General features: G+C 46.8%; 10 protein-coding genes and 1 pseudogene. 8 read left to right on the top strand and 3 right to left on the bottom strand.

What is annotated here, in order from left to right; genetic code table 11:
* A pseudogene (locus H6H02_RS27225) lies at nt 1-299 on the top strand (hypothetical protein); the annotation flags it as partial.
* Between the two features lie 119 nt (nt 300-418).
* Here the strand turns inward: H6H02_RS27225 and H6H02_RS17875 are convergent.
* Nucleotides 419-1,264 (bottom strand): prephenate/arogenate dehydrogenase, encoded by an 846-nt coding sequence (locus H6H02_RS17875; RefSeq protein WP_190820186.1) that lies wholly within the window; start codon nt 1,262-1,264, stop codon nt 419-421.
* A 646-nt stretch (nt 1,265-1,910) separates the two neighbouring features.
* Between H6H02_RS17875 and H6H02_RS17880 the strand changes: the two genes are divergently transcribed.
* The 7 genes from H6H02_RS17880 to H6H02_RS17910 all read left to right on the top strand — a co-directional run bounded on the left by H6H02_RS17880 (nt 1,911) and on the right by H6H02_RS17910 (nt 10,119).
* Nucleotides 1,911-3,491 carry a pentapeptide repeat-containing protein gene (locus tag H6H02_RS17880; RefSeq protein ID WP_190820188.1) on the top strand — a complete coding sequence of 527 codons (1,581 nt, stop codon included), beginning with the start codon at nt 1,911-1,913 and terminating at the stop codon, nt 3,489-3,491.
* A gap of 98 nt (nt 3,492-3,589) precedes the next feature.
* Complete coding sequence (locus tag H6H02_RS17885; RefSeq protein WP_190820190.1) at nt 3,590-5,218, top strand: ATP-dependent DNA helicase; 1,629 nt, start codon at nt 3,590-3,592, stop codon at nt 5,216-5,218.
* A 124-nt stretch (nt 5,219-5,342) separates the two neighbouring features.
* The gene (locus H6H02_RS17890) at nt 5,343-5,555 is read left to right on the top strand and encodes a DUF2839 domain-containing protein (RefSeq protein ID WP_190820192.1); all 213 of its coding nucleotides are present in this window, start codon (nt 5,343-5,345) and stop codon (nt 5,553-5,555) included.
* Nucleotides 5,556-6,013: 458 nt separating this feature from the next.
* The gene (locus H6H02_RS17895; RefSeq protein WP_190820194.1) at nt 6,014-6,358 is read left to right on the top strand and encodes a DUF1815 family protein; all 345 of its coding nucleotides are present in this window, start codon (nt 6,014-6,016) and stop codon (nt 6,356-6,358) included.
* A 115-nt stretch (nt 6,359-6,473) separates the two neighbouring features.
* Nucleotides 6,474-7,385, top strand: coding sequence for an alpha/beta hydrolase (locus H6H02_RS17900; RefSeq protein ID WP_190820315.1), 912 nt, complete (start codon nt 6,474-6,476; stop codon nt 7,383-7,385).
* Between the two features lie 591 nt (nt 7,386-7,976).
* Entirely contained in the window at nt 7,977-8,858 is an 882-nt protein-coding gene (locus tag H6H02_RS17905; RefSeq protein WP_190820196.1) for an Npun_R2479 family HD domain-containing metalloprotein, read from the top strand.
* A 115-nt stretch (nt 8,859-8,973) separates the two neighbouring features.
* Entirely contained in the window at nt 8,974-10,119 is a 1,146-nt protein-coding gene (locus H6H02_RS17910) for an ABC transporter permease (protein WP_190820198.1), read from the top strand.
* Between the two features lie 599 nt (nt 10,120-10,718).
* Here the strand turns inward: H6H02_RS17910 and H6H02_RS17915 are convergent.
* Entirely contained in the window at nt 10,719-10,859 is a 141-nt protein-coding gene (locus H6H02_RS17915) for a hypothetical protein (RefSeq protein ID WP_190820200.1), read from the bottom strand.
* Nucleotides 10,860-10,868: 9 nt separating this feature from the next.
* Nucleotides 10,869-11,567: a tRNA (adenosine(37)-N6)-threonylcarbamoyltransferase complex dimerization subunit type 1 TsaB gene (gene tsaB / locus H6H02_RS17920; protein ID WP_190820203.1), complete on the bottom strand. Its 699-nt coding sequence runs from the start codon at nt 11,565-11,567 to the stop codon at nt 10,869-10,871.
* Nucleotides 11,568-11,581: the final 14 nt, after the last annotated feature.

Below are 11,581 nucleotides of genomic sequence, written 5' to 3' on the forward strand. Positions count from 1 at the left end.
CTTGGGGATGTGATTCGATTATTACTAAAGGACTTGTCATTGCTAGCCAGCTCAATATTTTATTATTACTTCATCATTTAACTAAGTTAATATTAAGGATAGGTCTATATAGTTTCATTTTATGGCACACCCTAACCGGCGGACTCAGACGCAGGTGGGCAAATAAACCTTTGAACACTTTTACTGAAGCCTTAGAGGCATTTCGTACAGCGATGTCTTGTCGTTTCATTGAGTGGTTGAACCACAACTGGGACGTATTTATCGCTTATAAAGAGAGTTTAGGCTTTGTTTGGGCTTGATATTTGTTTAAGTCCCACTAATAGATGCCCTGTAAAAGAGAGAAGAAATCAAAATCTTTCTCTTTTCTGGACAAAGGAAAAGTTAGGAAATCCGTCACTTAGGGATTTTTGCCAGAAATCTATTCTGGATTCAAAAACTTCGGTCGTGTCTGCTGGTTGATGGAAAGTTTTTCCTGCAATGAGTTCCAGTCTTCTTGCTCAATTTGAGAAATAATTTGATCGAGGCTGTGGCGATATTGTTGAAGGCTTCGCAGTAATTCCTCGCGATTGTACCGCGCCATCATCACACCTAATTCTGGATTGCCTCCGCCAACGCGACTGGTATCCCGAAAGCCAGAACTCGCTAATTGTTGCGCTAACTCTAGAACGGCTGGATCGGTTTCGTTGATGCAGGCATTAATTAAACCAGCACTGACCATTACCGGCAAGTGAGAAATCCAAGCTACCGCGCGATCGTGGTCTTCTGGACGGCACTGATAGATTTTAGCTTTGAGCGATCGCGCGATTTCCTCGACAATATTCACGGCTGCGGGGGGCGTTGTTTTCACCGGCGTCAGCACATAAGCTTTCCCGGCAAATAGCTGAGTTTGAGCGGCTTCTAAACCACTTTCTGCCGTCCCAGCCATCGGGTGCCCCCCCACAAAGTTCGTCCAAATCGGTTCTAGCGCTTCCACCACCGGCTTCTTGACCGAACCCACATCTGTGATGATGGCGTTGGCAGACAAATGGGGAATGAGCTGCTGTACAGTTGGTGCGATCGCACGAATGGGCGTACACACGAATACCACATCGGCAGATGCTAAGAGTGCCAGATCCACACTTGCATCATCCACAACCCCACGCGCGATCGCATCAACACACGTTTGTTCTCGACGCGCGATTCCTAAAACCTGATAGCCAGCCGCTCGTAAGTCCAAACCCAGCGAGCCGCCAATTAGCCCCAACCCTACAATCCCAATATTCATTGTTCTGTCTAAATACTATTTCACAGTAAGGTTGCCACAAATAACTTGCTGGAAATGGCTACTGGCGCAGACGCGAACTGACAAGTCAGCGCTTCGCTATCGCCGTAAATCTTCTACAATCCAAAATGGTATAAACCTCTTGTTTCTCCCAAAAATGGGGGAAACAAGAGCAATTTGGTTTTCTTCCCGAAACCAGGAGGGCTGGAGACGGTTTCTCTCTGGGACTACTGTACCGATGTTCTAGCATGATGTTCTAGCATACAGTGCCGACTTACCCCACAATCCAATCAGCCACTACTGAGGTTTCAGTCAAAATGCGCTGTACAACATTTTCCTCAGGAAAGCCCTTCCATAACAGCTGAGGTAGGCAGCATAATAGATTTCTTCATTCATCCTTCATCATTTTGAGGATGCCTCACAGAACTTACTTCTAAGATTTACATGAGGGGCACGCTAGATTAGTGCTTGTACAACTTTGTACAACTTTAGATAGATGCCGGGGAAAATCCCGGCTCAACGCAAGCAAAGCCAGGGTTCATCTGCTGCAAACTCACCCAGCCACTCAAAACGACAAATGAACCTCAAGGCTTGCTGGTAGCGCCCTCCTCCTAACCATAAAATGAGAATGCTGGCAAGGTGGCTCGAAATGAATGTCGATGAACTGATAGTAAGATATGCAGCCGGTGCGCGAAACTTCGCGGCAATTGACCTGAGTGAGGCAAACTTGAGTGGCATCAACCTCAGCGGCGCTAATTTGACAGGTGCTAATTTAAGCGTGGCAAATCTCAGCGGTGCCAATCTCGAAGCCGCTAACTTGACTCAAGCCAAACTGAATGTCGCTAGGCTCAGTGGAGCCAATCTTAGCAATGCCATCTTAAACCAGGCAAACTTCAACGTTGCTAACCTGATTCGAGCGGATATGGGGGGAGCGCAGCTCATCCAAGCCGTCTTAATTCGAGCCGAGCTAATTCGCGCGGATCTAAGTGGGTGCAATCTCAAATCAGCGAACCTCAGCGGTGCCGATTTGCGTGAAGCAACCCTCAGAGAAGCCAATCTCAGTCGCGCCAGTTTGAATGAAGCCAACCTCCGGGGTGCCTTTTTGACGGGAGCCAACTTGGAGCAGGCAAACTTAAATGGCACTGACTTAAGCCGCACCGATTTGAGCGGTGCTAATTTCCGAGAGACAGAACTCAGGCAAGCCAATCTCAGCCGTGCCAATCTCAGTGGGGCAGACCTAAGCGGTGCAAATCTGCGTTGGGCAGACTTAAGCGGCGCAAATCTGCGTTGGGCAGATTTAAGCGGCGCAAAATTAAGCGGAGCTAACTTAATCGGCGCAGACCTTAGCAATGCCAATTTACTCAATGCCAGCTTAGTTCACGCCGATCTCACCCAGGCTCGATTGATTAAAGCCGATTGGATTGGAGCTGACTTGACTGGGGCGATTTTAACCGGGGCAAAACTGTATGCAGTCTCCCGTTTCGGTCTGAAAACTGAAGGAGTAACCTGCGAGTGGGTTGACTTGAGTCCAGATGGCGATCGCAGTGAAATTTTTCGTCTCACCACTGAAGAATCAAAAAAGTTCTTCAACGAAACGCTGCCAACTGTCCGAATTATCGTGGACGCACCGTTAGATTTAGAGGCAAATTTAGCGCTAGCCACTACTTATCATCACCTCTCCAAGCATTATCCGGGGATCGTCCATCCTCCCAGTTTGGAAGTCAGCGCTCGAAAAACCATTCTCACTTTCAGAATTGATAGCAACGATCAATTATTTCCCCTTGCTTACGTCGCTATTTTTCCCTTCAACGATGCAGTAGCAACTCAGAGAAATATCAGCGCCCTAGTTAACTTACTTCAATCTCAAAATCAATCATCACTAGGGCATAAAGATGCTCAGCGAATTAGGCAACTAACTGCCGCCCTTACTAAAACTATCAATCAAGTCGGCAGTCTTGATATTTTCAAAATGGTTCCTGAATTGAAAAGAAATTTAAACTTTTTCCAGGCTCCAACCCAGACAGTGTTAAATAATTCTACAGATCAAACCTTGAATGTTTATCATCACCCAGTTTTTGGTAAGCGATTTATGAATCAAAGTCAATCTAATTCCAGCGGTTTGCCGAAAAACAACTCGGTGGAAGCGCAAGGCTCGATTCTCCCTCCCGTAGGTACATTGATCGAATTTGTCAAGGAATTTGATTATTTAGAAAAATTACAGCAAAGTTGAAAAAAAGGTTAGCAGGCAAAAGACAAAAAAAAAGAGAAAATATGTAAAGCAAGTTTTTTTACTTTTTGCTTTCCTAACTCCAAAGTCTCAAATTTAAAGTGATAGAGGTAGAAGTTCATTCCTCACTACGTGCATTCCTTCGGGAGCAGGAGAATCGTTCTTGGCCTCATCATCTGACAATGGCGAGGCTAGTGGCGCGGGCTTTACGATTGGGGCGTTCTGCCCTGATTCAAACGGGGATTTCTTCGCACGGTACGGGGAAGTATCGCCTGAGTTACTTAGCGCCAGCACTGCTATGGAGGAAACCCGTCATCCTGGTGGCTCCGGAATCAGTGCAGCAAAGCTTGTTAGAGGTGGAAATTCCCCAGATGCGACAGTGGATGGGAACGGAAAAAGCTATCCTGACAGGCGATGCATGGCCTGACGCTGACTTTCAGGGACTGCTGTTAATCTCTCCAGAGGTTTGGTTGGCTGACCGCCTCAAAGGGCTGGGTGGGATACCTTTTGGCATTCCAACGATTTTTGATGGTGCCGATGACTTGGAAGAGTGGGCACGCGACCAACTGACTGCTGGCTTGCAACCTAGTGATTGGGACGATTTGATGCTGGCTTTTCCCCGCAAGATAAAGGCAATCCGGGATGCGCGGGTACAGCTAACAAAAGCCGTCTTTCAGCATCCAGCCAATCCTTACGAGTGCTGTCTGATTTCACCTGCTGAGCAAGACATCTTGAGACAGCTCTACGCGATCTTAGGGAATGTAATAGGAGTCGAAGGCAGGGAGAACCTTGTCGAGACAAGAATGGTTCCCTCTGGAGAGGGAGGGAGTGGGAGAGGGGGAGAATTTACTTTCTCACCGAATTTACCTCCGGCTTGGAGAATTTTTTGGCATCGATTGCAAGCAGAAGACCAACTCATGTGGGCAGAAATTGCTCGGAGTCAGGGTCAATTTTCTTTGTATTGCGGTCCTGTTGAGGTGGCAACGGCTTTAGCAAAAATCTGGCACCACGAGCCGGTGGTATTGATTGGTGCGGCACTGGATTTAGAGACAGAAGCGATCGCCTATCGTCAGCGGGTAGGATTGGGCAACTTAACGTGTCTGAAGTTTTCTCCAGATAGGCAGAACGAACTGATTCAGCTATATCTCCCCGATCGGTTGCCCATGCCAAATACACCCCAATTTCAGGGAGTTCTGATTCAAGAAGTCCAGAAGCTAGTTGAGACGATGGATTGGTCGCTGGCAGAGAATCCCAACATTCAAAGACTAGCGGTGATCTTGGTCGAGGATACGCCATTAAAAGCCCAGGTGGCATCTGTGATGGCCGCGGAGTTCGGCTCCCGCGTACAAGTGGAAAAAACCAGTTTGTCAAACAATGGCATTCTGGTTACGGGATGGGAATTCTGGCGGCATCATCAGGAGGTGTTGCCTGCGCCCCAGTTGCTAGTGATGGCAACATTGCCGATCCCTTCTCTAGAAAATCCCCTGGTAGCGGGTCGGGTAGCCCATTACAAGGAACAGCGGAAAGATTGGTTTCGCTTGTATCTGTTGCCGGTAGCTTTGAGTGAATTGCAGCGAGCGATCGCCCCCGTGCGAGAATGCCGAGGCGTCGTTGCTCTCCTCGATGGTCGCGTTAATAACCGCAGCTACGGCTCACAGGTGCTAGAAGCGCTGAGTCCTTTGGCTCGGATCAACTATTTGGACAGCAACTGGTTTACTAGCGATCGCTAGCTTCTCCCAAACCCCTCACCGATCGTCCCTTTGCCTCAATCTTGTAATTTAATGAATAAAATTCAGCGGCGACTTCCACGCCAGCGTTATGATAAACAAATGTCTAAAGGCATGACCAAAAGCGATGGGTGAATCCAAGCGTCGGAAAGAAGCACTCAAAGAGAAGTATGGTCAAGATACCTACATCCTTCCTTGGGTGCCGATTACCAAAACTCAGGCACAACAGTTTGTGAAAGTCTCCGGTCAGGGAGCTTGGTACGGTATCGGCTTCCTGATCCTGTTTTGGGTAACTATCCGCTTCATCGGACCTTCCTTTGGTTGGTGGCAGGTCAACTAGACCTTCCTAAACATCTGGTTGGGTGAAGTGCTTAGAGACGAAGTATTTGATAGATTTGTCTTGCCGATAGGCATTCCCAAAGCCATCAAATGCTTTGTCTCAAACTCTATAAGTAGGCTTCGCCCATAGGACTAGATTGAATTGATTATTCTTATCCTTAGCGATCGCTCCCCTTATACGCAGCAATAATTTTACCCCTCGCAACACTTTGCTGCTAAGTCCGTCTTTAGCTAGAAGCAACCTTTAACATTGCTCTCTAGGATGCAGGAGTATCACACAAACTGTTATGGTTGATACTTGGCTTTTCTAATATAGTCAAGTTAACCTGGTGCAAATCAGGGAGTCGTCTAGCTCTAAATTTTCCAAGCTCCTCAATTAATTTACCGTCATCCTTGGGGAGCAAAATCTTAAGAAAGTATAAAAGGTTTAAACTTAGGTGTGGTGGTTGGAGGACAACCGTGTTTCTACGACTTGCAGAGCAACACCGTCAATTTGTACAGGATCTAGTGATGAACCTTCAAGCTCTGGCGATCGTGCTAGAGCAGCGAGGCTATTTGGCTTCTTGCTATACCTGCGGAGGCCAAATGAATAGCGCATCATTTATGGTTAGTCTCGCTGACAACCATCTAATTCGCTTTTTAGTCTCGGATTATGGGATCACCTGGACAGAAATGCGGGATGACCGTGAATTAATGAAGCTAGAGGGGGCTGAAGCGATTTGTCAGCTACAAGACCTAGCGAATCTAGTCAAATATCAAATCAAACCTTCTGAGTATCGTCCTGCCGTGCCCCAGCGAGGCTAATGGAGTTAGCGTAGCAAGGTTTCGCCACTCTCTTTAGACAGATTAGCTCCTAGGACTGCTAATCTGAAAAGTGAGAAACCTACGTGCTAACCCCTGGCGACGGATGCCGGAAGAGATGTCTATGACTGCCCTTGATTGTGCATGGCAACACCATTTTATTGAGACCAACAACATTCGCTTACATTGTGTCACCCAAGGAGAGGGAGAGCTAGTTATCCTGTTGCACGGGTTTCCAGAGTTTTGGTATTCCTGGCGGCATCAGATCCCAGCACTGGCTCGCCATTTTAAGGTGGTGGTTCCCGATTTACGGGGCTACAACGATTCGGATAAGCCCCTCAGTGGTTATGACCTAGATACTCTTAGCGCCGATATTCGGGGTCTGATTGAGAATTTAGGGTATGTTCGGGCACATATTGTTGGTCACGATTGGGGCGGATTGATCGCATGGCATCTAGCCCAGAAGTTTCCAGACGTTCTGAATCGTCTGGCTATTTTGAATGCGCCACACCCGTACAGGTTTTGGCAGGAATTGACGGGAAACCTGGATCACCTGCGTCGCAGCTGGTACGTTCTTGCGTTTCAAATTCCTGGTTTGCCAGAGTGGCTGATTCAGCAAAATTTAAAAGATTTTGTTAATAACGTGTTTCGCGGACAGGCAGTTCGCAAAGGCGCGTTTTCTGCCGAGGATGCCCAAGTGTATCAGGCAGCATTGGCAAAGCCTGGGGTTCTGGCGGCGGCGATTAACTACTATCGTTCCTCTTTGTCGCCTCAAAATTGGCTGCATCACTGGGGGCGATCGCCCGATCCCGTCACCGTGCCCACTTTGATTTTATGGAGCGAAGAAGATGCCTTTTTGAATCGAAAACTTACCGAAGGCATGGAACGCTTGATCTCGGCTCCTTTTAACCTAAAATTTATCAGTCACTGCGGTCACTGGATGCAGCAAGAAGTTCCCCATACCGTCAATCGAGAACTCTTAAACTTTTTCCGATCCCCAGTGTTAACTGGCAGGAAAAAAAGCTTCTAAATCTCCTGGTGAATCTCTACTGAGAAACTGCTGCCAGTGCGGGGAGGTTGAAATCTGACAACATCTCTCGTGTCAACAATCTTTAACAAAACGCTGGATAGTGCCAAATTAATTGGCGCTATCCAGCGTTTTTGAATGTTAGCTTAGCAAAAGCGAAAGGAAACGAATTGACCCAGAATAGCTCAAAAGCCTTGTAGCCTCGGATTCTTGGGCTACAGAGTTGTCGGCGATCGCGTTGAGACTCACTTTCCTCAAGACACTCGGTGCTGGCGTTAATTTTTCAACAAACTCAGGTCATCAGGCAATATCAAACCCTCGTTTGGCGGTCAAAGAGGGGATTGTGATGAAAAACACAGAGCAACCATGACAGTTGACAACCCCAGTCGCCAAATTTTGTTGCATCCTGGAAGAGTAGGGGTTGTATCTATTTCGTTCGACAGAGGACAAGGTTGTATCCTCGGATTAACGCGATTTATGGCGTAGCGCCACCAGCAAAATGATTGGGTACCGTGAGAGCGATCGCCTCATGCTCAATCATTTCCCAATTCAGCAACGCCCCCTCACTGCACTCAGTACCAGCGAGAACTAAGGATGTTTAACGCTACAGAAATTCTAATTGACTCTTTTGTTCAAAAGATTCGTGAAGGCTACCGACGCACTTACGGCGGCTACAAGCCCGACTACGAAGATATTATTGCCTGGGCGGGGGGTATGGCTCTGGAAAACATTGCCAATAGCGATGCCCTCTATCACAATGTCGAACACTCGATTTTAGTCGCTCTGGTCGGGCAAGAAATCTTGCGGGGTAGACACATCCGCGAGGGTGGGGTGTCCTGCGAAGACTGGTTGCACTTTATTCTCTCCTTGGTTTGCCATGATATTGGCTACGTGAAGGGCGTGTGTCGCCTAGATAGAGACTACGAAAGACTGTATGCGACGGGGCAAGATGCAGAAATGGTTTCCGTGCCTCGCGGATCTTCAGATGCCAGCTTGACACCGTATCACGTAGATCGAGCCAAACTCTTTATTGAAGAGCGCTTTGGTGGTCATAAACTGATTGATGCGGAATTGATCAAGCGCAATATTGAACTAACTCGTTTCCCAGTCCCAAAAGCAGAGGATCATCAAGATACGGTTAATTATCCGGGCTTGGTTCGGGCCTCTGATTTGATTGGTCAGTTAAGCGATCCCCGCTACCTGAAGAAAATTGGGGCGCTGTACTACGAGTTTGAGGAAACTGGCGTCAATCAAGCCTTAGGTTATCGGCATCCTGGAGACTTGCGGCGGAACTATCCCAAATTTTATTGGCATGGGGTATTTCCGTATATTCAAGATGCGCTGCGCTACCTGTCGCTAACTCAGCAAGGTAAACAAATCATTGCCAACCTCTACTCGAATGTGTTTGTTGTGGAACACGAAAGTGCCGAGGATGAGCGGAGGCAACTGGAAGAACAGTTAGTAGTTGGAACTTAGACAGGTGAAAACTCGAGAGTTAGGAGTTAAGAATCAAAATCAGCTTGGAAATACTGAATTCTAGCTTATGATTTAACTTAAAACTCCTAACTCATAATTCCTAACTACTAACTTTATGAACTGGTGGCAAAAACTTAAAAACAATCCCTTAGCTCGTTTTGGCGCTTTAATCCTGTTAATTTTTTACCTTAGCGTCATTGCAGCCGATTTTGTTGCCCCTTATCGTCCGTGTGACTCTTATGACCTGTCGCGTGGTCTGTGTGATGTGCAGCCAAATACATCTCTTCTGCCACCAACTCAGATTTACTGGCGCAACCGAGAGGGACAATTTATTGGACCACACGTTTATCCGACGACTCAGGGACCGACAGATTTAGAGACGGGGGATCGCAAAGTCATTGTAGATTTCCAAAAACCTTCACCCGTTCGCCTGTTTGTCCAGGGACCCAAATACCAACTGTTTCAGCTTCGCCTGCCGCTGCCACCCAAATTTGATGAAGTGGAAATTATTCGCGGTATTCCCTTTAATTGGCACCTCTTCGGCACTCTTGGGGAAGGCAAACTGAATGTGTTAGGCACCGACGAACAGGGGCGCGACCAGTTCAGCCGTCTGCTGCATGGGGGCAGAATCAGCCTCAGCATTGGTCTAGTGGGAATTGCCATATCTTTCCCTTTAGGTTTGTTGGTTGGGGGGATTTCTGGCTTTTTTGGAGGCACAACCGACAGCATCTTAATGCGCTTTGTGGAAGTGCTGATGACGATTCCCAGCCTTTATCTTTTGGTTGCCCTTGCCGCAGTGCTACCACCAGGACTGACAAGTGCCCAGCGATTCTTATTAATTGTACTGATTACCTCATTCGTCGGCTGGGCTGGGTTAGCACGGGTGATTCGGGGACAGGTGCTGTCCATTAAAGAGCGGGAATTTGTGCAAGCAGCACGCGCAATGGGTGCGAAACCGCTTTACATTATCATTCGTCATGTATTGCCTCAGACCGCTACCTACGTGATTATCTCGGCAACTTTGGCAATCCCTGGTTTTATCGTTGCGGAATCAGTGCTGAGTTTGATTGGGCTAGGAATTCAGCAGCCAGATCCTTCTTGGGGGAATATGCTATCGCTAGCAACAAATGCATCAATTTTGGTATTACAACCTTGGTTAATCTGGCCGCCAGCGCTGTTGATTATCCTTACCGTGTTAGCTTTTAACTTACTAGGTGATGGGCTGCGGGATGCTCTCGATCCCCGGAGTTTGCGGCGGTAATTTTAAAAGTTTTTTGCGAATTTGTGTGACATACTTAGCAGAGTTGGTTCTATTTGTGAACGACTCTGCTAAATTTTTTGTTGATCTGGTTAAGCAAATATAGTGAGTGGCAATTACAAGAATCTCTAATTGTTATTTTTTGCTCTTTAATCAACCTCAATAGAAATTGTAAGTTTTGCTGTATTTGTGTACCCTTGAAAACATTTACGGCAGAAAAACTTATGGGGTGGTTTAAAAATCTGTAATTACTGACAGATACAGATTATTTTTCCTTATGCAAAAAATACTTTATTTGTTTGAAGTAAGTTGAGTCAAAGTGACTAAATTTATTTTTTCTTTGCTAGTTTTATTTTAACTGAAAGCTCTGTTTTGATTGCGGCTAATTCTCAAGCTCAAACTGTTATTCCTTTAGAAACTAACATTGTTGATACTATTGGCTCAAGCTCCTCTGAACAGACCCCAGCGTGGAATACAAGTGTTAAATCTGACGTTGGTAATGCTGTCGCTAATTCTACTAATGCTGAGCAAGTTGTTGTCTCTGAATCTGGACTTAAAGCTACTGATTCTAGCTCGCCTGTAGCAGACAGTACAGCCACTAATCAACGAATTCCCATGTCAAGCAGAATTTTTGATGTATCTTCCATGCGGCAGTAGCGCCAAGTGGTAATACATGGAAATTTTTGAGATAGCGTCGAAATTATTGTAGACGTTGCCTGCTTGATATCTTTTAGCGATCGCATCCGCTTATTCTACCCAGATGTTTTCTCCTCAACGGGGTGTTGACCATAAAAGGGTAGCACTTCTGACCAATGGGGACGCCTTCCCTGTTGCCAATCTAGATAGGCTAGTTCTAGTACGCTCGAAACGGTTCCTCCTAGCCCAGCTCCAGCGGCGATATCAATTAGCTGATAGGGATGCCAACTGTCCAGCTTTTGTTGCCATACTGCCGGTGTCATTACGCTATCTAGTAACATCTGAGTGAGTCTCGAATCGGATGGCGATACTTGATAAATGGCGGTAAATAATTGACCCCGTTGAGCTGGTAATTGGACAGCGATCGCATTGTTGAGTGAAGATTCTTCACTGTTTCCGTTGCCTTGTTGTTTACTTTTATCGGCTTCTGACCAAGCCACAGATGCCAGTGTAGAGACGGAAAACAGGGGAATATTCAGCTGTTGCGCCAGTGTCCGTGCTGTAACAACGCCGATGCGAGTCCCTGTAAAGCTGCCTGGACCGATTGCTACACAGATAAATTCCAAATCAGCCCACGTCTGCGGCTGAATAAACTCAGCCAGATGATGGTGTAAATGGGTGGATAAATCGCGTCCTAAATCCCAAATTTGGAAGCGCGAATCTCCAGCAAAGTTGTTTAGTGCGAGACCTAGTTCAGGACTGCTGGTATGCAGTGCTAGTCCATATTTTGTTGGATCGAGCTTCACGGAATTCATGCTCAGTTCAAGGG

The sequence above is a fragment of the Coleofasciculus sp. FACHB-1120 genome (genome assembly GCF_014698845.1).
Classification (GTDB): Bacteria; Cyanobacteriota; Cyanobacteriia; order Cyanobacteriales; family FACHB-T130; genus FACHB-T130.

Coding starts and splice junctions, on each gene's coding strand:
- H6H02_RS17875 (WP_190820186.1), bottom strand. CDS start 1,264: ATGAATATTGGGATTGTAGGGTTGGGGCTAATTGGCGGCTCGCTGGGT.
- H6H02_RS17880 (WP_190820188.1), top strand. CDS start 1,911: ATGAATGTCGATGAACTGATAGTAAGATATGCAGCCGGTGCGCGAAAC.
- H6H02_RS17890 (WP_190820192.1), top strand. CDS start 5,343: ATGGGTGAATCCAAGCGTCGGAAAGAAGCACTCAAAGAGAAGTATGGT.
- H6H02_RS17900 (WP_190820315.1), top strand. CDS start 6,474: ATGTCTATGACTGCCCTTGATTGTGCATGGCAACACCATTTTATTGAG.
- H6H02_RS17905 (WP_190820196.1), top strand. CDS start 7,977: ATGTTTAACGCTACAGAAATTCTAATTGACTCTTTTGTTCAAAAGATT.
- H6H02_RS17910 (WP_190820198.1), top strand. CDS start 8,974: ATGAACTGGTGGCAAAAACTTAAAAACAATCCCTTAGCTCGTTTTGGC.
- H6H02_RS17915 (WP_190820200.1), bottom strand. CDS start 10,859: ATGCGATCGCTAAAAGATATCAAGCAGGCAACGTCTACAATAATTTCG.
- tsaB (WP_190820203.1), bottom strand. CDS start 11,567: ATGAATTCCGTGAAGCTCGATCCAACAAAATATGGACTAGCACTGCAT.